This window comes from Streptomyces sp. NPDC097129 (genome assembly GCF_055668065.1).
Genome location: NZ_JBVOQE010000003.1, coordinates 486486 through 512717 on the forward strand (window position 1 = coordinate 486486; position 26232 = coordinate 512717).

23 protein-coding genes are annotated in these 26232 nt (G+C 73.7%); 14 read left to right on the forward strand and 9 right to left on the reverse strand.

Annotation, left to right across the window (positions count from 1 at the left end; translation table 11 throughout):
• Positions 1–185: 185 nt before the first annotated feature.
• Positions 186–1769: a hypothetical protein gene (locus AC0B9F_RS12920; RefSeq protein ID WP_472001769.1), complete on the reverse strand. Its 1584-nt coding sequence runs from the start codon at positions 1767–1769 to the stop codon at positions 186–188.
• 223 nt (positions 1770–1992) lie between these two features.
• Between AC0B9F_RS12920 and AC0B9F_RS12925 the strand changes: the two genes are divergently transcribed.
• The gene (locus tag AC0B9F_RS12925) at positions 1993–2886 is read left to right on the forward strand and encodes an SCO6745 family protein (protein WP_472001771.1); all 894 of its coding nucleotides are present in this window, start codon (positions 1993–1995) and stop codon (positions 2884–2886) included.
• Positions 2887–3127: 241 nt separating this feature from the next.
• Here the strand turns inward: AC0B9F_RS12925 and AC0B9F_RS12930 are convergent, their stop codons facing one another.
• Entirely contained in the window at positions 3128–4288 is a 1161-nt protein-coding gene (locus AC0B9F_RS12930) for a CaiB/BaiF CoA transferase family protein (protein ID WP_472001772.1), read from the reverse strand.
• Between the two features lie 272 nt (positions 4289–4560).
• On the opposite strand from AC0B9F_RS12930, the gene AC0B9F_RS12935 reads away from it, so the two are divergent.
• Entirely contained in the window at positions 4561–5127 is a 567-nt protein-coding gene (locus AC0B9F_RS12935; protein ID WP_472001774.1) for a hemerythrin domain-containing protein, read from the forward strand.
• 118 nt (positions 5128–5245) lie between these two features.
• Here the strand turns inward: AC0B9F_RS12935 and AC0B9F_RS12940 are convergent, their stop codons facing one another.
• Together AC0B9F_RS12940 and AC0B9F_RS12945 are read right to left on the reverse strand one after the other, a co-directional pair.
• Complete coding sequence (locus AC0B9F_RS12940) at positions 5246–6190, reverse strand: glycosyltransferase family 9 protein (RefSeq protein WP_472001776.1); 945 nt, start codon at positions 6188–6190, stop codon at positions 5246–5248.
• Positions 6187–7212, reverse strand: coding sequence for an NAD-dependent epimerase/dehydratase family protein (locus AC0B9F_RS12945; protein ID WP_472001778.1), 1026 nt, complete (start codon positions 7210–7212; stop codon positions 6187–6189). The genes AC0B9F_RS12940 and AC0B9F_RS12945 overlap by 4 nt, the downstream gene beginning before the upstream one ends.
• 403 nt (positions 7213–7615) lie before the next feature.
• On the opposite strand from AC0B9F_RS12945, the gene AC0B9F_RS12950 reads away from it, so the two are divergent.
• Positions 7616–9004 (forward strand): MFS transporter, encoded by a 1389-nt coding sequence (locus tag AC0B9F_RS12950; protein WP_472001780.1) that lies wholly within the window; start codon positions 7616–7618, stop codon positions 9002–9004.
• A gap of 511 nt (positions 9005–9515) precedes the next feature.
• Here AC0B9F_RS12950 and AC0B9F_RS12955 read toward each other — a convergent pair.
• Both AC0B9F_RS12955 and AC0B9F_RS12960 read right to left on the reverse strand, forming a co-directional pair.
• Positions 9516–10043 (reverse strand): hypothetical protein, encoded by a 528-nt coding sequence (locus AC0B9F_RS12955; protein ID WP_472001782.1) that lies wholly within the window; start codon positions 10041–10043, stop codon positions 9516–9518.
• A 410-nt stretch (positions 10044–10453) separates the two neighbouring features.
• Positions 10454–10690: a hypothetical protein gene (locus AC0B9F_RS12960; RefSeq protein ID WP_472001784.1), complete on the reverse strand. Its 237-nt coding sequence runs from the start codon at positions 10688–10690 to the stop codon at positions 10454–10456.
• A 182-nt stretch (positions 10691–10872) separates the two neighbouring features.
• Between AC0B9F_RS12960 and AC0B9F_RS12965 the strand changes: the two genes are divergently transcribed.
• The 7 genes from AC0B9F_RS12965 to AC0B9F_RS12995 all read left to right on the forward strand — a co-directional run bounded on the left by AC0B9F_RS12965 (position 10873) and on the right by AC0B9F_RS12995 (position 17818).
• Positions 10873–11538, forward strand: a complete 666-nt coding sequence (locus tag AC0B9F_RS12965; RefSeq protein ID WP_472001786.1) for a TetR/AcrR family transcriptional regulator — start codon at positions 10873–10875, stop codon at positions 11536–11538.
• A gap of 7 nt (positions 11539–11545) precedes the next feature.
• Positions 11546–12337: an SDR family NAD(P)-dependent oxidoreductase gene (locus AC0B9F_RS12970; protein WP_472001788.1), complete on the forward strand. Its 792-nt coding sequence runs from the start codon at positions 11546–11548 to the stop codon at positions 12335–12337.
• 34 nt (positions 12338–12371) lie between these two features.
• Positions 12372–13412 (forward strand): NAD(P)-dependent alcohol dehydrogenase, encoded by a 1041-nt coding sequence (locus tag AC0B9F_RS12975; RefSeq protein ID WP_472001790.1) that lies wholly within the window; start codon positions 12372–12374, stop codon positions 13410–13412.
• Positions 13413–13831: 419 nt separating this feature from the next.
• A complete protein-coding gene (locus AC0B9F_RS12980) occupies positions 13832–14452 on the forward strand; it encodes an L-threonylcarbamoyladenylate synthase (protein ID WP_472001792.1) in 621 nt (206 codons plus the stop codon).
• Between the two features lie 84 nt (positions 14453–14536).
• On the forward strand, positions 14537–15301 hold the full coding sequence (locus AC0B9F_RS12985) for a dienelactone hydrolase family protein (RefSeq protein ID WP_472001794.1): 765 nt from the start codon (positions 14537–14539) through the stop codon (positions 15299–15301).
• 146 nt (positions 15302–15447) lie between these two features.
• The gene (locus tag AC0B9F_RS12990) at positions 15448–16647 is read left to right on the forward strand and encodes a glycoside hydrolase family 64 protein (protein WP_472001796.1); all 1200 of its coding nucleotides are present in this window, start codon (positions 15448–15450) and stop codon (positions 16645–16647) included.
• A 112-nt stretch (positions 16648–16759) separates the two neighbouring features.
• A complete protein-coding gene (locus AC0B9F_RS12995; RefSeq protein WP_472002143.1) occupies positions 16760–17818 on the forward strand; it encodes an LLM class flavin-dependent oxidoreductase in 1059 nt (352 codons plus the stop codon).
• Between the two features lies 1 nt (position 17819).
• Here the strand turns inward: AC0B9F_RS12995 and AC0B9F_RS13000 are convergent, their stop codons facing one another.
• Both AC0B9F_RS13000 and AC0B9F_RS13005 read right to left on the reverse strand, forming a co-directional pair.
• Complete coding sequence (locus AC0B9F_RS13000) at positions 17820–18794, reverse strand: TauD/TfdA dioxygenase family protein (protein WP_472001798.1); 975 nt, start codon at positions 18792–18794, stop codon at positions 17820–17822.
• Between the two features lie 90 nt (positions 18795–18884).
• Positions 18885–20432 carry a glycoside hydrolase family 32 protein gene (locus AC0B9F_RS13005; RefSeq protein WP_472001800.1) on the reverse strand — a complete coding sequence of 516 codons (1548 nt, stop codon included), beginning with the start codon at positions 20430–20432 and terminating at the stop codon, positions 18885–18887.
• A 157-nt stretch (positions 20433–20589) separates the two neighbouring features.
• Here AC0B9F_RS13005 and AC0B9F_RS13010 point away from each other — a divergent pair, with 157 nt between their 5' ends.
• Genes AC0B9F_RS13010 through AC0B9F_RS13025 form a run of 4 tightly spaced genes read left to right on the forward strand, consistent with a single transcriptional unit; the run spans position 20590 to position 25200 of the window.
• Positions 20590–21999, forward strand: coding sequence for an extracellular solute-binding protein (locus AC0B9F_RS13010; RefSeq protein WP_472001802.1), 1410 nt, complete (start codon positions 20590–20592; stop codon positions 21997–21999).
• Positions 21996–22955: a carbohydrate ABC transporter permease gene (locus AC0B9F_RS13015; RefSeq protein ID WP_472001804.1), complete on the forward strand. Its 960-nt coding sequence runs from the start codon at positions 21996–21998 to the stop codon at positions 22953–22955. The genes AC0B9F_RS13010 and AC0B9F_RS13015 overlap by 4 nt, the downstream gene beginning before the upstream one ends.
• Positions 22956–22969: 14 nt before the next feature.
• Complete coding sequence (locus AC0B9F_RS13020) at positions 22970–23824, forward strand: carbohydrate ABC transporter permease (RefSeq protein ID WP_472001806.1); 855 nt, start codon at positions 22970–22972, stop codon at positions 23822–23824.
• On the forward strand, positions 23821–25200 hold the full coding sequence (locus AC0B9F_RS13025; protein ID WP_472001808.1) for a glycoside hydrolase family 32 protein: 1380 nt from the start codon (positions 23821–23823) through the stop codon (positions 25198–25200). Before AC0B9F_RS13020 ends, AC0B9F_RS13025 begins: the two co-directional genes overlap by 4 nt.
• Here the strand turns inward: AC0B9F_RS13025 and AC0B9F_RS13030 are convergent.
• Positions 25163–26224 (reverse strand): LacI family DNA-binding transcriptional regulator, encoded by a 1062-nt coding sequence (locus tag AC0B9F_RS13030; protein WP_472002145.1) that lies wholly within the window; start codon positions 26222–26224, stop codon positions 25163–25165. The genes AC0B9F_RS13025 and AC0B9F_RS13030 overlap by 38 nt on opposite strands.
• Positions 26225–26232: the final 8 nt, after the last annotated feature.

Sequence of the window (26232 nt, forward strand, 5' to 3'; positions counted from 1 at the left end):
AGGCGACGGCGCACGGGCGTCCGTCGCCCCACGAACCGCCCCCGCGCCGCCGCTGGTGGTGGGTTGCCCGGACGCTATCCGGCCGGGGGTTACCGCCGGTACTGGCAGGTAGGTTACGGTTCAGTAATTTGACTCAGCGTCTAATTACGGCTGCGCAGAGCTAGTTGGGGACCGCCCACCACGGCTCAGAAGGTGGTGCTTCCGGGGCCCTGCGCCGTGTAGGCGCACTCCGTGTAGACGTAGCCGGGGGACAGCTGGGCCGTGTCCGAGCCCGCGGTGGTGGTCCCGCCGACCGGCTTGTGCACGAACCAGGTGGTGCCGGGCGGCAGTCGGAGGGTGCGCTGCGGATAGCCCTTGCCGCTGTCGGCGCAGGGCTTGAAGGCCGGGTTGAGGGTGGCACCCCAGGAGTACGCGGTGCAACTGCCGCAGCCCTTCAGGGTGAAGGAGCCGGTCACCGGGCCGGTGTACAGCACCCGGACGTCGTCGCGGCTGTCGTTCTTGACGGTCACCGTGATGCTGCCGCCGTCGGCGGTGGTGGGCAGGCGCTTGCCGGCCGCGGGCAGCGTCTGGGCGACTTCCGCGGCGATCGCGATCTTCTGGGCGAGGGCGCGGTTGCGGTCGGCGCGGCGCCGGTCGGCGAAGTCCTCCATGGTCTTCTGCGCCGCCGCGAAGTCACCGTCCTTGTACTGGTCGACGCCGCAGGGGTACGCGCCCGCCTCCGCGCTGCCCGAGGCGCGCCCGGCGTCCCGCGCCAGCGCCTCGCGCGCGCCCGCGCTCCGGCCGGACAGGTCGGTGATCCGGGCGCCGAGGCCGCGCAGCCGCTCGACGGCGGCGCACGGGTCGGTGCCGCGCACGTCCTGCTCGGCCCGGCCCACGGCGGCCCGCACCGCGGGTTCGACACGGGCGGCCTGCGGGGAGCCGGTGAAGGCGCTCAGCAGATCGCCGAACCGGTCCGCCCAGGTGGCGTCGCCGCCCGCGAGGGCGGTCGCCCCGCACTCGTACAGCGACGTGGCCAGCCGGCCGTCGGGCCAGGTGACCAGCGTGCCCAGGCTCCGCGCGGGCACCGTCCGCGGCACCGTGCGCAGGTACGTCAGCGGCGCGATCGCCCCGCAGTAGTCCTGGCGGTCGTACGGTGCGCCGATCGTCGCGTAATAGGCGCGCAGCCGCTCGGGCACCTGGCGGGCGGCGCGCGAGCCGGGGTGGTCGGCTCCGAGGGCGCGGTAGGCGGTCAGGGCCTGGCGGTAGCCCGGCTCGGCGGCGGTGAAGGACTGGGCGCCCCCGGCCCGCACCAGCCGGTCGGCCTCCGCCAGCCGGTCCAGCAGCATCCGCTCCACGGCCTCGTCACGGGCGCGGTCGTACAGCACCGCTCCCCCGGCCGGTACGGCGAGCAGCACCACCCCGAGCAGCAGGGCGACGGGGGCGCGCGGCGGCCGGGCGAGCGGGGTGCGCAGCCCGGCGAGGGCGCCGTGGACGGCGGCTGCCACCACGAACGCGGCGTAGAGGCCGACGGCGGCGCCCGGCACGCCGTCCGCGTCGGCGGGCAGCGCCACCAGGAGCAGCACGGCGGTGGCCACCCAGCAGGCGGCCATGGCGAGCCATCGGCGCAGCAGCGCGTAACCGAGCCCGAGGCCGCTGAGGTTGAGCAGGGCCACGGCGGCGGCCCGCAGACCGTCCGCAGGCTCGGGCGGAGGGGCGGGCGGGCTGGGGGGTCTGGGCGGCAGCGGCGGCACGGCCTGCGGCCCGCTCGGACCGTACGGATACCCGGACATGGCGGCTCCCCCCGTCAACTACGCCCGCATGTCGGCGCTTTGGGAGTGTACGGATCGTACGGCCCGCTCGACAGAGTGCCGACGACGACCCCGCGACGCGGGTGCTTGTTATGACGGCCGTCATGACGCATGCTATGTCAGCCGTCATGACGGATGCTGCTGTCGGTGACGGCGTCCGGCACCGGCGGCGCCGGCGGAGGAGAGCCGAGAGCGGGAGGACGGCATGAGCGACGGACTGGCGCGGGTGCTGTGGGAGCGGTACGAACCGGTGCACGACCTTGTCTACTTCGCCCCCGAGGCCCGGCAGGCCGCCGGCCGCCTCGGTCTGCGCGGCTTCTGGATGGGCTACTTCGCGCTGCGCGCCGCCCCGCTCGGCATGGTGACGGCACCCGTCGTGACCAGCAGTTTCTACGTCTTCCACCCCGACCGGGTGGCACGGGCGCTGCCGGACGCGTGGCGGTACACCACGCCCGAGGCGGTGCTCGCGGCGCGGGAGGCGGCCATGGACGCGGCGATGACCCGGGTGCTCGGCGCGGACACGGTGTCCTCACCGCAGACCGCCGAGGCGGCGGAGCTGGCCTGGAGCGCGGCGGCCGCCGCGGACACGGCCGGCCGGGTGCTCGGCGCCGCCAACCAGGCCCTGCCCGCGCCCCGGCTGCCGCACGTACGTCTGTGGCAGGCGCTGACCACACTGCGCGAGCACCGCGGCGACGGTCATGTCGCCGCGCTGGTCGGCAGCGGGCTCGGCCCGGTGGCGGCGATGGTCCTGAAGGCCGCGGCCGGCGAGTCGGACGCGGCCCTGCTGAGGGAGGGCCGCAAGTGGGACCTCGCCGCCTGGCAGGCCACGGAGGAGGAACTGCGCGCCCGCGGCCTGCTGGATTCCGCGGGCGCCCTCACCGCCGAGGGCGCGGCGCTGCGCGAGGCGGTGGAGGCGCGCACCGACGCGGCCGCGCAGCAGCCGTGGCGGGCCCTCGGCGAGGACGCGGCCCTGCGCCTCGCGGAGCTGCTGGAGCCACTGGCCCGGCGGGTCATCGACAGCCGTCTGATCCCGGCCGGCAACCCGGTGGGGCTGACCGGGCAGCTCTGGCGGCCGGACGGAGACGGGGCCGCGCCTTGACGCTCGGGCAGGGATGGAGCCGTGGCGTGACGCTCGGGCCGGGACGGGGCCGTGCCGCAACGCTCGGAGCGGGACGGGCCGGGCCGGGCCGGGCCCTGACGCTCCGGCGGGGACGAACCCGCGCCGCAACGCTCCAGCCGGGGCAGGCCCGCGCCGCAACGCTCGGAGCGGGACGGGACGGGCCGGGCCCTGACGCTCCGGCCGGGTCGGGTCCGCGTGATCCGCGGCCGCGGGCCGGCTGTCAGGTGTCCAGCCACGCGCGGATGTCGTCCGTGTGTTCGCCGAGCCGCGGCGGGCGGCGGTCGTAGCGGGGCGGGGTGCGGGAGAGGCCGATCGGGTTGGCGACCAGGTCCATCGGGGTTCCGTCGGGTCCGCCGACCGTGGCGCGGGGACGCAGGCCCAGCGTGTCGGCCAGGTCGAACGCCTGGGCCACGTCGTTGACCGGCCCGCACGGCACGCCGAGCGGTGTCAGCCGCTCGAACCACTCGGCCGCGGTGCGCTCGGCCAGCGGCGCCCCCACCAGCTCGGCGAGTTCGCCGACATGGGCCACCCGGTCGGCGTTGGTCGCGAAACGCGGATCGTCGGCCAGGTGCTGCGCGTCCAGGCCCCGGCACAGGGCCGCGAACTGACGGTCGTTGCCGACCGCGACGACCAGCGGCCGGTCCTTCGCCCGGAACACCTCGTACGGCGCGATCGAGGGATGGCGGTTGCCGAGGATGCCCGGCACGCTGCCCGCGAGGGTGTAGCCGCCCGCCTGGTTGACCAGGCTCGACAGCAGACAGGACAACAGGTTGACCTGGACGTGCTGCCCTTCGCCGGTCGCGTCCCGGTGACGCAGGGCGGACAGCACCCCGACGGCCGCGTGCAGCCCGGTCAGGACGTCGACGACGGCCACGCCCGTCTTCACCGGCTGCCCGGGCTCCGCTCCGGTGACGCTCATCAGCCCGCCGACCGCCTGCACGAGCAGGTCGTACCCCGGCAGGGCCGCACCCGGTCCGTCGCCGAAACCGGTCACCGAGCAGTACACCAGGCCCGGATTGAGCTCCAGCGCCGGTCCGGGCCCGAGACCGTACTTGTACATCGTGCCGGGGCGGAAGTTCTCGAACAGGACGTCGGCGCGGCGCACCAGCTCCCGTGCGCGTGCCCGGTCGCGCTCGTCGCGCAGGTCGAGGCCGACGGAGCGCTTGTTGCGGTTGACGGACAGGTAGTACGTGGCTTCGCCCTGGGCGTGCGGCGGCCCCCAGGCACGGGTGTCGTCACCGGTGTCCGGATGCTCCACCTTGATCACGTCGGCGCCGAGGTCGGCCAGCAGCATCGTGGCGTACGGGGCGGCCAGGACGCGTCCGAAGTCGGCCACGAGAACTCCGGCGAGGGGGCTGCGGGCTGCTGCGCTGTGCGGCATCGGCCTACCTTTCCGAGCGGGCGCTCATCGCGCCCAGGGCGGGACGTGGGGCGTGCGGCGGTCATTCTCCGGGTGGGGAGGCGCCGGCGCACTCGACGGAATGTCCCGCACCGCCCCCTGCCCGCACGCCGCTGTGTCCAAATGGACGGCGCCACTGCCCGGATGGATCAACGGCGCCTTGCGGGGCGTTAGCCGCCGGGGCTGCCGGGGCACTCGTGGCGCACGGCGGATCCGGCCCCGGACCGCTGCCCCCTGCCCGGAGGTGAAAGAACATGGCTGGCCATGGAGGAAACGTCATCGACGAGCTGATGACGGATCACCGTGAAGTCGAGGAGCTGTTCGGCCGGATCGAGGCGCTGCCGCCCGGCAGCAAGGACCGCAAGCTCCATGCCGACCAGGTGACGATGGAACTGGTGCGGCACTCGGTGGCGGAGGAGGCCTACCTCTACCCGGCCGTGCGCGAGCACGTGCCCGGTGGTGGCGCCATCGCCGACAAGGAACTCGAGGACCACGCCAAGGCCGAGCAGATCATGAAGGACCTGGAGGGCTGCGACGCGACCGACCCCGAGTTCGACCGGCTCATCGGCATGCTCATGACCGAGATCCGCTCGCACGTGGCCGACGAGGAGGGCAACCTCTTCCCCCAGCTGCGCGCCGCGTGTCCCCCGGAGGCGCTGGACCAGCTCGGCGACAAGGTGCGCCAGGCGAAGAAGACGGCTCCGACCCGTCCGCACCCCATGGCGCCGGACAAGCCGCCGGCCAACAAAATGCTGGCGCCCGGCGCGGGCCTGGTGGACCGCATCCGCGACGCCCTGTCCGGCCGCGGCAAGCACGCCTGACGTCGAAGTCCGACAGGAAAGGGCCCGCCGCTTCGGGGACGGCGGGCCCTTCCGCGTGGGGGGCGCACCGGTGTGACGGCCCGCGCGTGCCCTGATGAGAGCGGCTCGCGCGCGGCCCTCAGGTCAGCAGCCGTCCCACGGCCTCGACCATGTGCCCCGGCGTCGCCTCCCGGTCCGCCCCGGCGCAGGCGTCGTCGCCGAAGACGACCGCGGGCACCTTGTACGGCGCCCGGTCCCCCACCGGGGCCGCCTTCGAGGGCAGCGAGACGACGGGCGTACCGACCGCCGACGCCAGGTGCGCGCTGTCCGCGTCCCCGGCGAGGACGCAGTCGGCGTGGCGCAGCACCCCGACCAGCGTGCGCGGCGAGGTCCGTCCGCCCAGGTCGACGGCGGTACCGCCGGCGACCCGCCGGATGACGGCGGCTTCCTGCGCCCTGCCGGTCACGGCGACCCGGTGCCCGGCGTCCGCGAGCAGCGCGGCGGTTCGCGCACAGCGTTCGGCGCCCCACTCCGCTGACTGCGCCGCCGCCCCGGGGTGCAGTACGACGTACGGCCCGTTGCCGCCGGTGAGCTGAGCGGTGTCCGGCGCGGGCAGCACCCGCAGCCGGCCGTCGTCGCCCGGCCGGGGCCGAAAGCCCATGGCGGCGGCCGTGTCGAGGGCCGCCTCGGTCTCGTGCCGGCCGGGCTCACGCCGGTGGCACACGTCGAGGACGCCGGCGGGCTCAAAACCGTCGGCGCCGATCCGGGCCGCCCGGCGCACCGAACGCAGCAGCCGGGCGACGGGCAGCGGACTGTGCCCGCACGGGGTGAGCACCACCGCGGTGTCGTACGCCGTCGCCCGCAGCCGCCGCAGCAGCTCCTCACCGCGGCTTTCCGCGCCCTCCGGGCCGGCCGGTTCCCACACGACGACGTCGGCCACGCGCGGCAGCAGCCGGGCCGCCGGTGCGCCGGCGCGGGTGCACAGCATCGTGACGTCACCGCTGCGGGCGGCCACCGCGCGGACGGCCGGCCCGGCGAGCAGGACGCCGTCGAATCCGTCCAGCCGTACGACGAGCGCCGTCACGACAGCCACCCGCCGCCCGCGGTGCCCACGATCACGGGGGTGCGCTCGGGCCGGGCGGCGGCCAGCGTGCGCTCCAGGCCGTCCTGCCAGGAGACCCTGGGCAGCCAGCCGAAGAGTTCGCGGGCGAAGCCGGTGTCGGGCCGGTGCGGCTCGGGTGCCGCGTCCGCGTCGGCCGTGAACTCCAGCGGCGCGCGGGATCCGGTCAGCTCGATCACCCGGCGGGCCAGCTCCGCGAGCGGCACCCGCTCCTCGCCGCCGATGTCGACGGGCCGTACCGAACGGCCGGCGGCCACGCGCAGCAGACCGTCCACGGTGTCGTCGACGTAGCACAGCGACACGGTCCGGCTGCCGTCGGGCACGGTGACGGGCTCGCCGCGCTCGGCCCGGGCGAGCAGCCGGGAGACCGGTCGGTCGTCGTCGGGACGCATGCGGGGGCCGTAGGTGTCGAAGACCCGCACGATGCCGGCGTTGCTGCCGCGGGCACCGGCGTGGGCGGCCACCAGGGCCTCGGAGAAGCGCATGGTCTCGGCGTAGGCGCTGCACGGGTCGACGGGGTCGGCGTAGGCGTGACCGTCGCCGGTGGACGGGGCCCCGGGGGCGCCGCCGGTGAGATCACAGGCCTCGCAGGCGGAGGCGAGCAGGAAGCGGGCCGCGTCCCGGTCGGCCACGGCGAGCGCCTGGCGGGTGCCGAGGCTGCCCGTGTCCAGCGTCTGCAGCGGGCGGCGGCGGCAGTCGGCGGGCGAGGCGGGCCCGGCGAGGTGCAGGACGAGGTCGTAGGGGCCGGTCAGTACGTCGGGGCAACCGGGGTCGGCCACGTCCAGCTCGAGGAAGCGGAAACCGGGGCGGTCGGCCACGGGGGCGACGTTCTCGGGCCGTCCCGTGGACAGATCGTCGAGGCAGTCGACTTCGACCCCTGAATCCAGCAGGCGCGTCACCAGGTGCGAGCCGAGGAACCCGGCCCCGCCTGTGACCAGGACCCGGCGCCACGGGGGCGGGGTGCCGAGCGTGGGTGCCGACGTCATGAGAAGGCCACTCCTTCCCCGGTGGTGCGTGCTCCCGTGCTCAGGGGCCGCTCCCGGGTGCCCCTCCGAGTCGCTTTCATGCTCTGACGTCTGGTGCGCAGGGGGCTGCTGGGGTCTCGGAATGCTTCACCGGGTGACGGCCGCCACGCGGGTGACGGCCCCCGGACCGGCCCGTCGATCTCTGTGAGCAAGCACACTCACGCCTCAAGTCCCTTGGATGTCAAGCCCTTTGAGGACTCCGGGACGGTCTCCGGGCGGGTGGTGGCCAGCGCTCGCCACCCCCTTCTGTCACGATGGTCCGCGCCGTTATCCGGCATTCGAACGACCGTGCAGCGCAGCCGGCGTTCCCTGTGACCGCCGACGCGCCCCACCGGCGCCCCGACTCGTCTTCGAGTGCCGCACTGTGTCTTCCTCTCCTGATTCCCCCCTGCCCGGTCCTGCCCCCACTCCCACCCCCACCGCGGCCGCGCCTCGTGCCCGCGCGTCCCGCGCCTCCCGCTCGCCCTGGCGGGCCCTGCGCCACCGCGGCATGCGCTGGTGGTCGCTGGCGAACTTCGTCTCCAACGCCGGTACGTGGATGCAGCTCACCGTGCAGAACCTGCTGGTCCTGCAGATCACCGGGTCCGCCGCCGCCACCGGCCTGTCGATGTCCGTGCAGGCCGCGCCCGCGCTGTTCATGAGCCTGCTCGGCGGCGCCGCCGTGGACCGCTGGCCCCGGAAGCTGACGGCGACCGTCAGCCAGGCGCTGCTCGGCGCCGTCGCCTTCGTCACGGCACTGCTCGTGGCGCTGGACCGGCTGGACCTCACCTCGCTGATGATCCTCGCGGCGGTCACGGGCATCGTCGCCACGGTCGACGGACCGGCGTGCGCCCTGCTCGGCAACGACCTCGTGCCCGTGGAGGACCTCCCCTCCGCCATCGGCGTGGGCGCCCTCGTGCACAACGCCGGCCGGCTCACCGGCGCGGCACTGGCGGGCGTCACCGTCGGCTTCCTCGGCACGGCCGCCGCGTACGCCGGGAACGGGCTGTCGTTCCTCTTCGTCGCCGCCGTGATCCCCTTCCTGCGGCCCGCGCCCGGAGCGCCCGGTCGCGGCGAGGGTGGCGCGCGCCTGGCCACGGCGCCCCGGCGCGAGCGCGGCCCGGACATGACCGTGCGCCAGGGGCTCGCCTTCTTCGCCCGCCGGCCCCGGCTGCTGGCGCTGGCGGGGATCACCGGCATCAGCGCGGTCTTCGGCCGCAACTACCAGCTGACGCTCGCCGTCCTCGTCACCGGCCCCCTCGCGGGCGGCGCGGGCTCCTTCGGCACCGTCTCCACCGTGCTCGCCGTCGGCGGCATGCTCGGCGCGGTCCTCGGCGCGCGGCTGCGCCGGCCTTCGGTGCGGCTGGTGGGCATGCTGGCCGCCGCGGGCGGGCTGCTGCAGGTGGTCGCCGGACTGTCGCCGTCCCTGGCGGTGCTGCTGGTGATGGTGCTGCCGATGGCCGTCGTGGAGTCCGTCTCCGACACCGCGGGCACGGCCGTCCTCCAGACGGATCCTCCGGCCCATCTGCGCGGGAGGGTGCTGGGCGTGTGGGGCAGCATCGGCACGGTGTGGGGCCTCGGCGGCCCGCCGGCGCTCGGCCTGCTGATGGAGTGGGCGGGGGCGCGCGGCGCCCTGGTCACCGGCGGTCTCGTCATCGCCGGCACGATCGGCACGGGCCTGCTCCTGCGCGACCGCCGCGCCACCACGCCGGTGCGATTGCGCCCCCAGGAGGGTGACCTGACGGGCCGGGAGTCCCTGAGCACGGCGGCGTGACGGTGCCGGGTGCCTGCGGCGCTGGGTCGTGTTTCGTCTGCGGGTGCGGATGCCTGCGGCGCCGGGTCGTGTGTCGTCTGCGGGTGCGGATGCCTGCGGCGCCGGGTCGTGTGTCGTCTGCGGGTGCGGATGCCTGCGGCGCCGGGTCGTGTGTCGGCTGCGGGTGCGGGTGCCTGCGGCGCCGGGTCGTGTGTCGGCTGCGGGTGCGGGTGCCTGCGGCGCCGGGTCGTGTGTCGGCTGCGGGTGCGTTGTGGCTGGTCGCGCAGTTCCTCGCGCCCCTTTTGTGCCTGCGGCGGCCCGTTGCTGTCCGGTGGGGGTGCCTGTCGCGCCAACGGTTCGTGATGGGTCGGGGCCGGGGTGGGGGGTGTCCGTCCTCGGTCCGGCCGCCCGTTTCCGACGCGCTCGCTGTTGCCCGGTGCCGGACGCTGCGGGCGGACACCCCCCACCCCGTCCCCTTCCCGCCGTCGGCGACTACAGGTCGTCGTCGCCGGAGGGCCGCCTTGTCGTCGGCTCAGGCGATGAGGGCCTGTCCCGGGCGGAGCAGGTCCAGGAGGGGGGCGTGGTGCAGTCCGGCCACGGGGGCGAGGAGGTCCGGGTGGCGCAGCAGGGCCGCCGCACGGCGGTCGCCGTCGTCGGGGGTGACCAGGCGGCGGAACTCCACCGGCAGGCCGGTCGCGTGGTCGCCCTCCAGGAGCGCGGCGACCGCCAGCGCGGCCAGCTCCCCGTCCACGAGCAGGCAGGCCGCCCAGCTGGCCACGACCTCGTCGACCCAGCTCCGCCAGGCGTCCTCGTCGCCGTCCACCGCCGCGGCACCGTCCGCGCCGGTGATCCAGTCGAGCCGGCCGGACCCACCCGGTCCGGCCATGCCGACCAGGGCGGCGTCCATCACCGTCGGGTAGCGCAGCCAGGCGGCGACCGTCACGGCCTGCCGGGCCTGGACCTCGCACAGGGCGGAGGAGAGCGCGCCGCCGCACGCCGGGTAGGCGCTGGTCAGCCAGTGGGAGGTCGCCGCGATGAGCGGGGAGAGGTCTGCGTGCACTGCGGAGCCGTCCGAAGCCGCTGGGGGAAGGGGAACCGCACAAAACGGTAGCCCCTGCCCCCGGTGCTCCGGTCCCCGCCGACGGCGTGCTTTCGACCACATCCGCCGGAACCGTCACTCGACGAGAGTGCTGCGGCCCAGACAGGTCTGCGGCCCGGCATCCGGCACCGGGATCGGGGGAAAGCCGAGGCGGTCGTAGCCTCCCGCGGCGGTGTTGGCGCTGACCATGCCAGCCGGTACGCCCCGCTCGTGCAGCGCGCCGAGGAAGGTGGGCAGCAGGCGGCGAACAGCGTCGCCAGCGTCGTGCGCGCGCAGACCTCCGCGGCGCCGTCGGTGGGAGCGCTCCCGTGAGGGGTTCAGAAGAGGCCCGCACCCTTCTCCGGATACGGGCCCAGCCTCGTCTGCGGAGGTCAGCTGCCGCTCAGCCGCGCGCGCAGCAGTTCCTTGCCCAGCTCGGCGCCCTTGCGGCTGTCCGCCTGGGCCTTGCGGAACAGGTCGGCGGCCTCGGAGTCCTTCTCACGCTCGGCGTCCTGGATGTAGCTCTCCAGCCGGAGCGCGTTGCTCAGGCACGCCTCGACGTACCAGATCAGGTTGTAGTCCTTGTCCTGCGTGCCGGTGACGCCGCCGGTCTCCGTGTTGCTGGTCATGCGGGCACCCTCCGTCCGATTCGGCGATTGCCGTCAATGCGGCTGCCGTCAGTACGACGGGGGGCGGGTACCCGTACGCGTCGCCGCCACACGCCGCACTCGCCGCCTCGATGTCCCCACGAGACCTATGTCTCGCCGGGACAGATGTCGCAATGGGACACGACAGGGCCTACGGTGGACGCATGACGGCAACGCAGCCCCCGCTCCCCGAGGACCGACGCCGGCGCAAGGCGCGGCAGACCCGTGAGGCGCTCGCCGCGGCCGCGCTGGAGCTGATCCTGGAGCGCGGTCTGGCCGCCACCACGGTCGAGGCGATCGCCGAGCGCGCCGACGTGACCCGGCGCACCTTCAGCCGCCACTTCGTCGGCAAGGAGGACGCCGCCCTCGACTTCGTCCGCGGTGACGGCGCCCGGATCAACGCCCTGCTCAGCGCGCGGCCCGCCGACGAGCCCGCGCTGCTCGCCTACCGGCGTGCGGTGCGCGACTGGCTGGCCGACCGCGACAACCCGGCGTGGCACCTGCGCCCGCAGATGCGGCGCCTGCTGGCGCTGCTGGACCACGAGCCGGCACTGTTCGCCGCCTATCAGCGCATCCGGGTCGACGCCCAGGAGGAGTCGACCCGCATCGTCGCCGAGCGGCTCGGGACCGACGACGTCCGGGACGTGCGCCCGGCCGTCGTGGTCGACGCCGCCGCCGGCGTCCTCACGGCCGCGCTGCGCCTGTGGGCGCGCGGCACGGCCGGTCGCGACCCGGGAGCCGCAGACCTCGCCGCCCTGGTGGAGCGGGCCTACGACGCCCTCATCGACGAGGCCGCGGTCGCGGTCCCGTCCGGCACTACCGAAGAGTGAGAACACCATGAGCACCACCCCTGCCGGCTCCACCGTCCCCGACTACGGCACCGAGTTCGCCGGAAAGAGCGCTCTGATCACCGGCGCGGCCTCCGGTATCGGACTGGCCACCGCGCGGCGTCTGGGCGCCGGCGGAGCGAACGTCGTCATCGCCGACCACAACGCCGACGGCGCCGGGCGGGCCGCCGCGGAACTGTCGGCGGAGGGCGTCAAGGCCGTCGCCGTCGAGCTGGACGTCACCCGTCCGCAGTCCGTGGAGGCGGCGGTGCGGTTCACCGTCGACACCTTCGGCGGCCTGGACCTCGCGGTGAACAACGCCGGCATCGGCGGCCCGAGCCCGCCGACCGGGTCGTACGACATCGCCGCCTACGACCGGGTCGTGCGCACCAACCTGGACGGCGTCTTCTACTCGCTGCGCTACGAGCTGCCCGCGATCGAGGCGGGCGGCACGGGCGGTGCGATCGTGAACGTCGCCTCCATCCTCGGCTCGGTCGGCTTCGCGGGTTCGCCCGCTTACGTCGCCGCGAAGCACGGGGTGGTGGGGCTGACCAGGACGGTGGCCGCCGAGTACGCGGCCAAGGGAGTCCGCGTCAACGCCGTCGGCCCCGGCTTCATCGAGACCCCGCTGCTCGCGGACATGGACCGCGCCGCCTACGACGGGCTGGTGGGTCTGCATCCGGCCGGTCGCCTCGGGCGGGCGGAGGAGGTGGCCGAGCTGATCGTCTTCCTGCTGTCGGACCGCGCGTCCTTCGTGCACGGCGGCTATCACCTGGTCGACGGGGCCTACACCGCCGTCTGAGCCGAGCTGTTTCAGGCTTGAGAGGAGCCGCATCATGAAGGCACTGCAGTACCGCACGATCGGCCGGCCGCCGGAGGTCGTCACCGTCCCCGATCCCGAACCCGGGCCCGGGCAGGTGCTGTTGAAGGTCACCGCCGCGGGTGTCTGCCATTCCGACATCGCGGTGATGAGCTGGGCCGCCGAGGGCTTCCCGTACCGGCTGCCCCTCACCCTCGGCCATGAGGGCGTCGGCACCGTCGCCGCGCTCGGGGCGGGCGTGACCGGGGTGCAGGAGGGCGACGCGGTCGCCGTCTACGGGCCCTGGGGGTGCGGGACGTGCGCCAAGTGCGCCGAGGGCAAGGAGAACTACTGCCTGCGCGCCGCGGAGCTCGGCATCCATCCGCCGGGGCTGGGCGCGCCGGGCGCGATGGCGGAGTATCTGCTGGTCGACGATCCGCGGCACCTGGTACCGCTGGACGGGCTGGACCCGGTTGCGGCGGTGCCGCTGACCGACGCGGGGCTGACGCCGTATCACGCGATCAAGCGGTCGCTGCCGAAGCTGGTGGCCGGGTCGACAGCGGTCGTGATCGGTGCGGGCGGGCTGGGGCATGTGGCGATCCAGCTGCTGCGGGCGCTGTCGCCCGCTCGGGTCGTCGCGCTCGACGTGAGCGAGGACAAGCTGTGGCTCGCCCGGCAGGTCGGCGCGCACGAGGCGGTGCTGTCGGATGCGCGGGCCGCGGACGCCGTGCGGGAACTCACCGGCGGGGTGGGGGCGGAGGCCGTGTTCGACTTCGTGGGCGCGGAGCCGACGGTGCGGACGGCGGGGGCGGTCGCGGCCGTCGAGGGCGACGTCACGATCGTCGGGATCGGGGGCGGGGCGCTGCCGGTGGGGTTCGGCAGCCTGCCATTCGAGGTGTCGGTGTGTGCGCCGTACTGGGGGACGAGGAGTGAGCTGATCGAGGTGCTGGCGCTGGCTCGGGACGGGGTGGTGTCGGTGCGTACGGAGACGTTCTCGCTGGATGACGCGCCGGTGGCCTATGAGCGGTTGCATGAGGGGCGGGTGCGGGGGCGGGCGGTGATTTTGCCTCACGGGTGAGGGTGCCTGGTGCCTGGTGCCTGCGGTGCTGGGTCGTGTTTCGGGTGCGGGTGGGTGGGGGCTGGTCGCGCCGTTCCCCGCGCCCCTGAAATGCCTGCGGCGGCCCGTTGCTGTCGCGTCGTGGCGTGCGTCGCGCCTACCGGCGGTTATGAGTCGGGGCCGGGGTGGGGGGTGTCCGTCCTCGGTCCGGCCGCCCGTTCCCGACGACGGCGCCCTGTGCCGGTGCCGGACGCTGCGGGCGGACACCCCCCACCCCGTCCCCTTCCCGCCGCGCGCGGGTGCAGCAACGCCGTGGCGCGTGTCTTCAACCGGCAGGGCTGCGGGCAGTCGTGCTCGCCGGCCAGCCGCACGCCGGGCCACGTGCCCCGCCGCGGTGGGGGGCGGCCGCGTGCGGGGCGGTGGGGGCATAAGCTCGGTGGATGGCGAAGTACTTCGACGTGCACCCCGACAATCCCCAGCCGCGCACCATCGCGCAGGTCGCCGCGAGTATCCGGGACGACGCGCTCATCGCGTATCCGACGGACTCGTGTTACGCCCTGGGCTGCCGGCTCGGCAGCCGTGACGGCATGGAGCGGATCCGTTCCATCCGGCAGCTGGACGACCGGCACCACTTCACCCTGGTGTGCCAGGACTTCGCGCAGCTCGGCCAGTTCGTGCGGGTGGACAATGACGTGTTCCGGGCGATCAAGGCCTCGACGCCCGGCAGTTACACGTTCATCCTCCCGGCGACCAGGGAGGTGCCGCGCATGCTGCAGCACCCCAAGAAGAAGACCGTCGGCGTGCGCATTCCCGACCACACGGTCACCCAGGCCCTGGTCGCCGAGCTGGGAGAGCCGCTGGTGTCCAGCACACTGCTGTTGCCCGGCGAGGACGAGCCGATGACGCAGGGGTGGGAGATCAAGGACCGCCTCGACCATGTCCTCGACGCCGTGCTCGACTCCGGCGACTGCGGGACCGAGCCGACGACGGTCGTCGACTTCTTGGGCGGCGAGGCCGAGATCGTGCGGCGCGGCGCCGGGGACGTGACCCGCTTCGAGTGAGGGGGGCGGGGCCCGGAAGGGCGATCCGTGGTCTGTGCAACGATGTGGTGATCCGGACCGCCGAGCGTGATGAGGTGCCGCACCATGACCTCCGTTCAGGGAACAGACGTCGAGATCCCGACCCCCGACGGCAGCGCCGACGCCTACCTGGCCCGCCCCGCCGACGGGCGGCCCCGGCCGGGTGTCCTGCTCTACCAGGACGCCTTCGGGCTGCGGCCGCATCTGCGGTCCATGGCCGACCGGCTCGCGGGCGCCGGGTACGCCGTGCTGGTGCCCAACGTCTTCTACCGGCACGGGCGGGCGCCGGTCGTGGAGCTGCCCGAGTTCATCGACCCGGCCGCACGTCCGGAGATGTGGCAGAAGCTGCGTCCGATCATGCGGTCGCTGACGCCCGACCGCGCGGTGCGGGACGCCGGCGCCTATCTGGAGTGGCTGGCCGGCTCCCCGTACGTGGCGGACGGGCCGGTGGCGGTCACCGGTTACTGCATGGGCGCCCGGCTGGCGCTGCGCACGGCCGGCGCCTGTCCGGGCCGGGTCGCCGCGGCGGCCGGCTTCCACGGCGGGCAGCTCGCCACGGACGCCCCGGACAGCCCCCACCTGGTGGCGGACCGGGTGAGGGCGGAGCTGTACTTCGGCCACGCCGACCAGGACCCGTCCATGGACCCCGAGCAGATGCGGCGGCTGGAGGACGCGCTCACCGCGGCGGGCGTCCGGCACCGCTGCGAGGTCTACCCGGGCGCGCCGCACGGGTACACGCAGGCCGACACCGCCTCGTATCAGGAGGAGGCCGCGGAGCGGCACTGGGTCGCGCTGCTGGACCTTCTGGGGCGCACCTTCGGCGAGGGCTGAGGCGGGCGGGACGGCCTCGGCGCGGGCGTCCTTCTACTGTGCGGATTATTGACATGAGCGCGTCTCAGGGGAAATCTGAGAGCGCTCTCAGAACGGTCCGGACCAATCCCGGTCCGGCCTCCCCCCACACCGCACGGAGGTGCAGCGTGCTCGCACGCCTGAAGCACCGGGTCCTCGCCGCGGCGGCGACGGCAGCCCTGATCGGTGGCGTCGTCGCCGTACAGGCGCCGTCGACGGCGCACGCCGCGGTACCGGACACCATCCCGCTGAAGCTGACGAACAACTCCGGCCGTTCCGAGCCGGTGTACGTCTACACGCTGGGCACCCTGCTGACGACCGGTCAGCAGGGGTGGGCCGACGCGAACGGCTCCTTCCACCCCTGGCCGGGCGGCGGCAATCCGCCCGTGCCCGCGCCGGACGCGTCGATCCCCGGGCCGGCCGCCGGGCAGTCGAAGACGATCCGCATCCCGAAGCTGTCCGGCCGGATCTACTTCTCCTACGGCCGCAAGCTGGACTTCCGGCTGGCGACCGGCGGGCTGGTGCAGCCGGCCGTGCAGAACCCGAGCGACCCCAACCGGGACATCCTCTTCAACTGGTCCGAGTACACGCTCGACGACGGCGGTCTGTGGCTCAACAGCACCCAGGTGGACATGTTCTCCGCGCCGTACACCGTCGGGGTGCAGCGGCCGGACGGCAGCACGGTGAGCACCGGGCACCTCAAGGCGGGAGGGTACCGCGCGGTGTTCGACGCGCTGCGGGGCCAGGCGGGCGGCTGGGGCCGACTGATCCAGACCCGGTCCGACGGCACGGTGCTGCGGGCGCTGTCCCCGGGGCACGGGCTGGAGAGCGGGGCGCTGCCGGCGTCCGTCATGGACGACTACATCAACCGGGTGTGGCAGAAGTACGCCGGCTCCACGCTGACCGTGTCCCCGTTCGCCGACCAGCCGGCCAGGAAGTTCTACGGACGGGTCGCCGGCGGCGTCATGAACTTCACCGACGGCACGGGCGCGGTCGTCACGTCGTTCAGCAAGCCGGACGCGGACAGCGTCTTCGGCTGCCACAAACTGCTCGACGCCCCCAACGACGCGGTGCGCGGCCCGATCTCGCGCACGCTGTGCGCCGGTTTCAACCGCACCACGCTGCTGACCAACCCCAGTCAGCCGGACACCTCCGCCGCCGGTTTCTACCAGGACGCGGTGACCAACCACTACGCCAGGATCATCCACGACCGCATGGCCGACGGAACGGCGTACGCGTTCGCCTTCGACGACGTGGGGCACCACGAGTCCCTGGTGCACGACGGCGCCCCGCAGCAGGCGTATCTGACACTGGATCCGCTGGACTGACCCGGGCTGGTGTCCGGCCCCGCGAAACCGTTCATATCGTCGCAATGTCCGGATCGTAGGATCGTCGCGAGATCGTGGACGGCACGCAGGTGCCCGGATGACGGAGGTGCCCGTGCCGCCCGCCGCACGCCCCCTGCGCAAGCTCGGCTTCCTGACCATCGGCCTGTTCGACGAGGCCGATCCCGGCCCGGGTCACGCCTCGACGCTGGAACTGATCGAGCTCGGTGAACGGCTCGGGTTCGACAGTGCCTGGGTGCGGCACCGGCACCTCCAGTACGGCGTCTCGTCCCCGGTGGCGGTGCTGGCGGCGGCCTCGCAGCGCACCCGGCGGATCGAGCTGGGCACCGCGGTGATCCCGCTGGGCTGGGAGAACCCGCTGCGGCTGGCGGAGGACCTGGCGACGGTGGACGTCCTGTCCGGCGGGCGCCTCAACCCGGGCGTGAGCGTGGGCCCGCCGACGCACTACGACCAGGTCAAGGGCGCCCTGTACCCGGACAGCGCCGAGGTCGAGGACTTCGGCTACGGGCGGCTGGAACGGCTGCTGGACGCGGTGCGGGGCAAGCCGGTCACGGAGTTCGGCGGGAGGGAGGGGTTCGAGACCACGCTGCGGCAGCCGCATGTCGCATACAGCTCGGACCGGGTCCAGCCGCACTCCCCCGGCCTCGGCGGCCGGCTCTGGTACGGCGGCGGCAGCCCGCGCTCCGCCCGGTGGGCCGGTGAGCACGGCATGAACCTGCTCACCAGCAGCGTCGTCAAGGCCGGGGAGGGGGACGGTCCGTGGGACTTCGCGCGGATCCAGCGGGATCTGATCCGCGCCTTCCGGGACGCCCATCCGGACGGCGAGGCCGCCCGGGTGTCGCAGGGGCTGGTCGTCGTGCCGACGGACTCCGCCACGCCCGAGCAGCGCGCCCGGTACGAGGCGTACGCGGCCGCCCGGCTGCCGCGTACGGCGTCCCCGCAGGGCCCCGGGCGGCTGCTGTTCGCCCCGGACCTGGTCGGCACGTCCGAAGAGATCGCCGCACGCCTGCACGCCGACCCCGCGTTCCGCGAGGTGGACGAGGTGGCGTTCGCGCTGCCGTTCACCTTCGGGCACGAGGACTACGTACAGATCCTCACCGACATGGCGACCGGGCTGGGACCGGCGCTGGGGTGGCGGCCCGCCGCCGGCTGACCTACCAGCGGCCGGGCGCGCTCCCGGTGATCGCCTGCGACGGCCGGCCGTCCACCCCGGTGGGCACGTCCCCGGCGAGCATCACCCGGTGCATGATCCGCGGGAAGCCGAGGTGCGCGTTGTCGCTCGGCGCGAGGTGGATGGTGGCCCGGTTGTCCCAGAAGGCGACGGTGCCCGGCTCCCAGCGCAGGCGCACGGTGTACTCGGGGCGCACGGCCTGCTCCAGGAGCATGTCGAGGACGGCTCGGCTCTCGGCGCGGGACAGCCCGGTGATCTGCTCGACGTAGTAGCCGTTGACGAAGAGGATCCGCTCCCCCGTCTCCGGGTGGACCCGCACCAGCGGATGCACGGTCGCGGTCTGGTGGTCGAGCAGGTGGCGGACGTAGGCGTCGTCGCCGGGCCGCGGCTGGTAGCCGACGCCGAGCCGGTGCTCGGCCCGCAGCCCGTCCACGAAGTCCCGCACGGGAGCGGACAGTCCGTCGTACGCCGCGGCCAGGTTCGACCAGGTGGTGTCGCCGCCGTACGGCGGTACGGCCTCGGCGCGCAGGATCGTCGCCGCGGGCGGGTCGACGCGGGCGCCGTGGTCGCAGTGCCAGCCGCGCAGCAGGGTGTGGCGGCGGCGCTGCAGCCACTCGTCGTGCTCCATGCCGAACCGGCCGCCCAGTTCCAGCCGGTCGGCGGTGGTCTCGACCTCGGGTACGCCGGCCGGGGAGGCGCTGCCCCGCCGGGGCAGCACCACCGGCTCGCCGAACCGGCGCGCGAACGCGACATGCGCGGCGTGGTCGAGGTGCTGTCCGCGGAAGAACACCACCTTCCAGCGCAGCACGGCCGCGCGCATCGCGGCGACCACCGCGTCACTCAGCTCCCCGGCCAGGTCGACGCCGCTGATCTCGGCGCCGATGTACCCGGCGGCCGGCCGCACCTCCACCCCGGCCACCGGCGTCGTCCCGTCCGTCCCAGGGCTGTCCGTCGTCATGCGCACTCCGGTGGTCGTGGGCGTTCACCTGCCTCGAAGAGCGTGACAGGGAACTCCCGCCGGGGCGAGACCGCCGGGCCGGACACCGGCTCACACCGTGAACTCCCGGATGACCACGTTCCGGAAGACCGCCTCGCCGTCGATCGTGAACAGGGCCAGGCCCGTGTCGAGGAGGTAGGGGAAGACCTCCGAGGAGTGCACATGGCGGCCGTCGTCGACGAACATCTCCACGCTCGTGCGGTCCACCAGGATGCGCAGCCGCACCGAGCGCGCCGCCGGGTCGAAGGGGCTGTGGCTCTCCTGCCAGCGGGACGAGGCGTCGGGGTTCACGGTGGGGCGGCGGTTGAGGAAGGCGTAGTCGCCGTAGACGCCGGCGTCGATGTGCCGGACGCCGTCGGGTGAGCGGCGCAGTTGCAGGCCGGCGCCGGTGAGCCGGTCCCAGGTGATCTCGCAGCTCACCTCGTAGGACGTGCCCCGGTAGTCCAGGAGCCGGGTGCCGTCGACCGTCACGTCGCCCACCCGCACGGTCCGCGTGACGTACTGGTCCAGCGCGGCCACCGGGCGTGAGGCCAGGTAGTAGCCGCCCGACGCGGCGCGCACGAGGCGGATCTCGCGGACGATCGAGTCGGTGCCGTTGAAGCCGTCGCAGTCGAGGGTGGGGGTGGTGTGGGCGTAGTCCCAGTTGTTCAGCCAGCCCAGCGCGTAGCGTGCCCGCTCGTCGAGGGCGCCGCGTGCGTCCCGCTTGTCGAAGGTGACCGCGGCGTACCAGTCCCAGCCGTGGTCGAGCCACTGCGGTTCGGAGGCGTCGGGGGTGAAGTGCGAGCCGTCGAAGGCGCCCGTCCAGTAGGCGTACGTGTTCGGCAGGCCGGCGCCCTTGCCGTTGGCGCTCGCCCCCAGGACCCACTTCGGTGTGCCGTCGTCGGCGGTGATGCGGAACAGGTCGGGGCACTCCAGCACACCGATGCCGTCGTGCGTGAAGGAGCCGGCGGGGGTCCAGGTGCGCAGGTCGGGCGAGTGGTGGAAGCCGAGCTTGTCGCCCTCGGCGAGGGCCATCACCCAGCGGCCGCGCTCGTCGTCGCGGATCACCTTCGGGTCGCGGAAGTCGCGCACCCCCGGGTTCGGCAGGACGGGCGCGTTCCCGTACGGCCGGAAGGTGAGGCCGCCGTCGGTGGAGACGTACAGGAACTGCGCCTGGGAGGTCGGGCCGTCGTCGGGCGACATGGTCACCAGGACGACGACCGCGCCCTTGCCGAAGCCGGCCGTGCCGTCGGTGTCCACCACCGCCGAACCCGACCAGACGTCGCCGTTGGGGGTGGTGTCCTTCGGGACGGCGATGCCGCGGTCGGTGAAGGAGACCAGGTCGGAGCTGGTGGCCAGGCGCCAGGCGGTGCCGACGGCGCCGGTCGTGTAGTCCGCGTTGTACAGGTAGTAGTACCGGTACTCGCCGTCGATCCAGACCGGGCGCTGCGGATCGTTCTTCCACTGGCCGGGGACGGTGAGGTGATAGCGGGCACGGTAGCTCGCGCAGCCCGCCGCCGTGGCCTTCGGCTTCGCCGCTGCCGGTACCGCCGGCAGCAGCGCCGCCGTGGCGCCCGCGGCCGAGCCGGCGAACAGGGCTCTTCTGGACATGCCACGCATCAGATTTCGTTCCTCTCGTCGCAAACGGCGGCTCACGGGACCAGGACTGTAGACCTAACTCGTTAAAGGTCAAGGCGTGCAACCGTCTTGACAGCGGCCTGACCGGGTTCTCATCATCTGGGCATCACTGCTCGACTAACACGAGTTAGGCCCTTCGATGACCGACCCGCACCTCCCCCGCCGCACGCTGCTGCGGTACGGCGCCTACGGCACGGCCGCCGCTGCCGTCGCCGGTACCGCCGCGAGCTGGGACCGGCTCACCGGAGCCGACATCCCCGGCCGCGACGACGGCTCCCTCGTCGTCGCGACCCTCGGCTCCGCGTTCTCCCCGGACGGCGTGCGCACCCTGCTGGACGGCTTCCGCAGGCTGCATCCCGGCATCAAGGTCCGCGTCAACGCCGTACAGGCCGTGGACTGGTCGGACTTCTTCGCCAAGATCCTCACCCAGATCGCCGCGGGCACCGCGCCCGACCTGGTCTATGTCGCCACCGAGGGCGTGCAGCTGTTCGCGCAGCGGCTCGGCGTCGCGCTGGACCGCTGGGTGAAGCGTGACGCGGCCGAGCTGCGCGAGTACTTCGCCGACGTCCACCCCTCGCTGGTCGAGTCGATGATGTACGAGGGGAGCCTCTACCAGCTGCCGATCGAGTTCAACGCCGCCGACATGTATCTCAGCACGCAGGTGCTGCGGCGGGCCGGCGCCGACCTCCCGGACGCCGAGTGGACCCGGGACGACTTCACCGCGCTGCTGCGCCGGATGAAGCGGGCGAGCGACTCCCACTTCACGCCGTACTTCTGGACCAACCGGCTGTGGGGCGGCGTGGTGCCCTGGCTGTTCGCCAACGGCACCAACCTGCTGACCGAGTCCAAGGCGCCGGGCGGCGACTGGCTGTGGAACGCCTTCTACCCGGCCGGTCAGCGGCACGGGCGCGGCGGCGGCTTCCGCTGGAGGACCCCGCAGGCCACCTCCGACCGGGTCGAGGAGACGTACGACTACCTCGCCTCGCTGGTGCGCGACGGGCTGTGCAGCCGCCCCGAGGGCGGCAACGGTCAGAACCTGATCGGCGTGTTCTCCACCGGCCGGGTCGGCGTCACGCCCGCGGGCGGCTTCTGGGCGGGCGGCCTGCATCTGGCCGGGGTGCGGCCGGACGGCTTCGACACGCAGTACTTCCCGCGCTGGCGTACCCACCGCATGCAGTACGGCGCGGCCGGTTACGCCATGCTGCGCACGTCCAGGCGGCAGGACGAGGCATGGGAGTTCATCAAGTACTCCGCCCGCCGCGACACCCTGACCCGGCTGTTCAGCACCAACCAGACGACCCCGGCCCGCCGCTCGATGCTGACGGCCGACCGCTACCGCGAGACGGGACCGGCCAACTGGCGGGTCTTCTACGACACCCTCGACCGGTTCCCCGGCACCGGGCCGATCCCGGCGCCACCGCAGGTCGCCGAGGTGGAGCAGGTGCTGCTGAAGCACACCGGCACGGCCCTGTCCGCCCCGCGCGCGGTGCGCCCCGCGCTGCGCCGGATGCAGGGCGACCTGGAGAAGGCCATGGAGCGTGCGATATGACGAACACTCAGCTCCCGCCCACGCGGCCGGTGCGCCGTACGGCCGGGGCGCCCGTCGCGGCGTCGGGCCGGCCCGCCGGGCGCGAACGCGGCACACGGCTGCTGGCCACACTGTTCCTCGCGCCCACGATCGTCGGCATCGTCGTCTTCACCGTCGTGCCGATCGCCGGCTCGGTGGTGCTGAGCCTGTTCCGCTGGAACGTCATCGACTCGCCGGGCTTCGCCGGAGCGGCCAACTACCGGGAGGTGTTCGGTGACTCGACGGTGCTGGTGTCCTTCCGCAACACGCTGGTGTTCATGGTGCTGGCCGTCGCCCTGCAACTGCTGATCGCGCTGGTGCTGGCGATCGTGGTGAACGGACGGATGCCCGCATGGCTGCGCTCGGTGTTCCGCTCGGCGTTCTTCTTCCCGCTGGTGCTGTCGGCGGCGTCGATCTCGGTGGTGATGAAGTACCTGTTCAACCAGGACTTCGGTGTCGTGAACTGGGCGCTCGGGCTGATCGGGATCGCCCCGGTGCCGTGGCTGACGTCGGAGCACGCGGCGATGGCGGCGGTGATCCTCGTCTATGTGTGGCAGCAGTTCGGGTTCTCGTTCCTGCTGTTCGTGGGCGGTCTGAACAACATCCCGAAGGAGGTCCACGAAGCGGCCGCCCTCGACGGGGCTACCGGCCTGCGCAAGCACCTCGCCATCACGCTGCCGCTGCTGTCGCCGACGCTGCTGGTGGCGTCCGTGGTGGGCATCATCAACGCCCTCCAGGTCTTCGAGCAGCCGTACGTGCTGACGAACGGCGGCCCCGGCGACTCCACCCGCACGGTCGTGATGGTCATCTACGAGACCGCGTTCGAGCAGCTGCGCTTCGGTGAGGCGTCCGCGGTGGGCGTGCTGCTGTTCGTGCTGATCATGGCGGTCACCGCCCTCCAGTTCCGGCTCAGCCGGCGTTTCGTCCACTACCAGTGAGCCCGGTGAGCGACATGAGCCAAGCGACCCCGCCCCTGAGCCGTACCCGCACCTTTCTCGCGCCGTGGGCGCGCATCGCCGCCCTGACGCTGTGCGCGCTGCTGACGCTCGGCCCGGTGATCTGGACCGTCTCCACCTCGCTGCGCACCCCTGCCGAGTCCTTCGACCTGCCGCCGCGGATCATCCCGGCGCACCCCACGGCCGAGGCGTACCGAGGGGTGTTCGACCAGATCGACGTGTGGCTGCTGGCGCTGAACTCCACGCTGGTGACGGCGCTGGTCGCGGCCGGCCAGATGATCACCGCGGGCCTGGCGGGCTACGCCTTCGCGCGTCTGGAATTCCGCTTTAAGAAGCCGCTGTTCGGACTGGTCCTGGCGACGATGATGGTGCCGCTGCAGGTGACCATCGTGCCGGTCTTCCTGGTCCTGAAGACGATGGGCCTGACCGACACGCTGCTCGGGCTGATCGTCCCCGCCTTTCCGACCGCGTTCGGCACCTTCCTGATGCGCCAGTACTTCCTCGGCATGCCGAAGGACCTCGGCGAGGCGGCCATGCTGGACGGCGCGGGCCCGTGGCGGATCTTCCGGTCCGTGTACGCGCCGCTGGCCGCGCCCGGCCTCGCCATCGTCGGCGTCCTCGCCTTCAACTACCACTGGAACGAGTTCTTCCGGCCGCTGATCCTGGAGACCTCCAGCCAGAACTACACGCTGCCGCTGGGCCTGGTCTCCCTCCAGGGCAACCTCGGCACCGGTTCGATCTCCGTCGTCCTCGCCGGAGTCGTGCTGTCCATGATCCCGGCCGTCGCCGTGTTCCTCGTCGGCCAGCGCCCTCTCCGTGAGGGCATCACCTCCGCAGGAGTCAACCGTTGAGCCTCGCCCACGCCCCGCGCTTCCGGGTCCGTCCGCCCGCCCACTGGGTCAACGACCCCAACGGGCCCTTCCACTGGCGCGGCCGCTACCACCTCTTCTACCAGCACAACCCCGAAGCTGCGGTGCACGGCTCCATCCACTGGGGGCACGCCTCCAGCCCTGACCTGGCCCACTGGACCCACCACCCGATCGCGCTGGCCCCCGCCCCCGGCGGCCCCGACGAGGCCGGCTGCTGGTCGGGGTGCGTGGTCGACGACGACGGCGTGCCGACCGCCGTGTACACCGGGATCGACAACCACCACACCGGCCTCGGCGCCGTCTGCCTGGCCCGCGCCACCGACCCGGGCGACGCCACGCTCACCGAGTGGAAGGCACTGCCGGAGCCCGTGCTGTCCGGTCCGCCCGAGGGCCTGGACGTGGTCATGTTCCGCGACCCGTTCGTCTTCCGTCACGCCGGCCACCGCTGGGCACTGGTCGGCGCGGGCCACGCCGACGGTACGCCGTCGGTCCTGCTGTACGACTGCGACGACCTGACGGCGTGGCGGTTCGCCGGGGTGCTGCTGGACGGCGACGACCCGGTCGCGGCGGACGCGTTCGGCGACGGGGCCGTGGGCTGGGAGTGTCCGCAGCTCGCCCTCACCCCGGGCGGCGCGTGGGTGCTGGTGCTGTCCCTGTGGGACGGCGACCCGTGCAGCACCGGATACCTGACGGGGCGTCTGCTCGACGACGCCGAAGGCGGCCTGCGCTTCGAGGCCCGCACGGGCGGCCGCCTCGACCAGGGCCGTGACTTCTACGCCCCCGCCGTGCTGCAGGAGCCGGACCGTGCCCTGATGTGGGGCTGGTCCTGGGAGGCGCGGGAGGCGGCGGAGGTGGAACGCGCGGGCTGGGCCGGCGTGCTCACCGCGCCCCGGGTCCTCGACGTGGCCGAGGACGGCTCCGTGCGCCTGTCCCCCGCCCCGGAGCTGGCCCTGCTGCGCGCCCCCGAGCCGTTCGTGACGGCCCCGGGCCGGGCGCCGCTGCCGGAGGCGTACGACCTGGAGGTCACCGCGAGCGCCCCGGTCACCGTGTCGCTGCTGCGCTCGGCGTCCGGCGAGGAGCTGACGGTCCACCTGGACCCGCCCGCCGGCACGCTCACCCTGGACCGCTCGGCCTGGCCTCGTGCGGGCCGGGAGGGCTCGGCGCCGGTCGTGCTGCGGACCCCGGCCCGCACGTTCCGGGTGCTGGTCGACGGCTCCCTGCTGGAGCTGTTCGCCGACGACCGCGCCATGGCCACCGAGCGCGTCTACCGGCGTCCGGGCGACGTGCCCGAGCTGGTCGTCACCGGGGAGGACGCGGTCGTCACCGGGTGGGAGCAGGTCCCACCGACGCACGGCTGACCACCGGGCACGCGATCCGCCGCACCGTCGCCGCCGGTGTACGGCCCGTCTCGATGGCGTCCAGCAGCAACTCGGCGGCGGCCTCGCCCATCTCCCGGTGCGGGAGGGCGACACTCGTCAGGGCGGGGGTCAGAAAGGCGGCCATGTGCTCCTGGTCGTCGTAGCCGACCACCGACAGCTGACCGGGGACATCGATCCCCAGCCGGGTCGCGGCGTGCAGGATGCCCGCCGCGACCCGGTCGTTGTACGCGAAGATCCCGGTGGGGCGGCGGTCGGCCGCGACACCCTGAAGCAGCCGCAGGGCGCCCTCGTGACCGCCGGCGATCTCCCCTCCGGTGCGCACCACCCACTCCTTGGGGACCGTGATGCCCTCGGCGCGCAGGGTGTCGCGAAAGCCCCGCAGCCGCTCCACGGAGGCGATGTCGTCGAGGCCGCCGACGTGGGCGAGGCGCCGGTGCCCCTGGTCCAGCAGCAGCCGGGCCGCCGTACGGCCGCCCGCGCGTTCGGCGGGGATGACGGCGGGCAGCGAGTCGTCCTCGGGCAGGCAGTTGGCCAGCACGGAGTGGGTGCGGTGCAGACCCTCGGGGATCCGGACCCGGCGCAGGGACATCGCCGCGTAGATGATGCCGTCCACGCGCCGGTCGAGCAGCTCGGCGACGGCCGCGTCCTCCTTGGCCGGGTCGCCGCCGGAGTCGACGGTGAGGACCAGGTGCTCCCGGTCCCACGCGGTCTCCATGGCGCCGCGCAGCAGCCGCCCGGCGAACGGCGAGGAGGCGATCTCGTCGGTGACCAGCCCGATCACAGCGGTACGGCGGCGGCGCAGGCCGCGCGCCACGGGGTCGGGCCGGTAGCCGAGCTGGGCCGCGGCCTGCCGGATGCGTTCCTGGGTGGCGGGTGAGAGGTTGCCCTCGGCGCGGCCGTTGAAGACGAAGGACACCGCGGTGTGCGACACCCCGGCGAGCCGCGCCACGTCCCGTGACGTGGGACGTGTGCCCGCGGGGCGCTGTTCCTCGGTGCCGCCCATGCCGTCCG

Bases quoted from the DNA above. Each gene is read 5' to 3' on its own strand.
- AC0B9F_RS12920 (WP_472001769.1), bottom strand. From the start codon at position 1,769: ATGTCCGGGTATCCGTACGGTCCGAGCGGGCCGCAGGCCGTGCCGCCG.
- AC0B9F_RS12925 (WP_472001771.1), top strand. From the start codon at position 1,993: ATGAGCGACGGACTGGCGCGGGTGCTGTGGGAGCGGTACGAACCGGTG.
- AC0B9F_RS12930 (WP_472001772.1), bottom strand. From the start codon at position 4,288: ATGCCGCACAGCGCAGCAGCCCGCAGCCCCCTCGCCGGAGTTCTCGTG.
- AC0B9F_RS12935 (WP_472001774.1), top strand. From the start codon at position 4,561: ATGGCTGGCCATGGAGGAAACGTCATCGACGAGCTGATGACGGATCAC.
- AC0B9F_RS12945 (WP_472001778.1), bottom strand. From the start codon at position 7,212: ATGACGTCGGCACCCACGCTCGGCACCCCGCCCCCGTGGCGCCGGGTC.
- AC0B9F_RS12960 (WP_472001784.1), bottom strand. From the start codon at position 10,690: ATGACCAGCAACACGGAGACCGGCGGCGTCACCGGCACGCAGGACAAG.
- AC0B9F_RS12965 (WP_472001786.1), top strand. From the start codon at position 10,873: ATGACGGCAACGCAGCCCCCGCTCCCCGAGGACCGACGCCGGCGCAAG.
- AC0B9F_RS12970 (WP_472001788.1), top strand. From the start codon at position 11,546: ATGAGCACCACCCCTGCCGGCTCCACCGTCCCCGACTACGGCACCGAG.
- AC0B9F_RS12975 (WP_472001790.1), top strand. From the start codon at position 12,372: ATGAAGGCACTGCAGTACCGCACGATCGGCCGGCCGCCGGAGGTCGTC.
- AC0B9F_RS12980 (WP_472001792.1), top strand. From the start codon at position 13,832: ATGGCGAAGTACTTCGACGTGCACCCCGACAATCCCCAGCCGCGCACC.
- AC0B9F_RS12985 (WP_472001794.1), top strand. From the start codon at position 14,537: ATGACCTCCGTTCAGGGAACAGACGTCGAGATCCCGACCCCCGACGGC.
- AC0B9F_RS13000 (WP_472001798.1), bottom strand. From the start codon at position 18,794: ATGACGACGGACAGCCCTGGGACGGACGGGACGACGCCGGTGGCCGGG.
- AC0B9F_RS13005 (WP_472001800.1), bottom strand. From the start codon at position 20,432: ATGCGTGGCATGTCCAGAAGAGCCCTGTTCGCCGGCTCGGCCGCGGGC.
- AC0B9F_RS13010 (WP_472001802.1), top strand. From the start codon at position 20,590: ATGACCGACCCGCACCTCCCCCGCCGCACGCTGCTGCGGTACGGCGCC.
- AC0B9F_RS13015 (WP_472001804.1), top strand. From the start codon at position 21,996: ATGACGAACACTCAGCTCCCGCCCACGCGGCCGGTGCGCCGTACGGCC.
- AC0B9F_RS13020 (WP_472001806.1), top strand. From the start codon at position 22,970: ATGAGCCAAGCGACCCCGCCCCTGAGCCGTACCCGCACCTTTCTCGCG.
- AC0B9F_RS13030 (WP_472002145.1), bottom strand. From the start codon at position 26,224: ATGGGCGGCACCGAGGAACAGCGCCCCGCGGGCACACGTCCCACGTCA.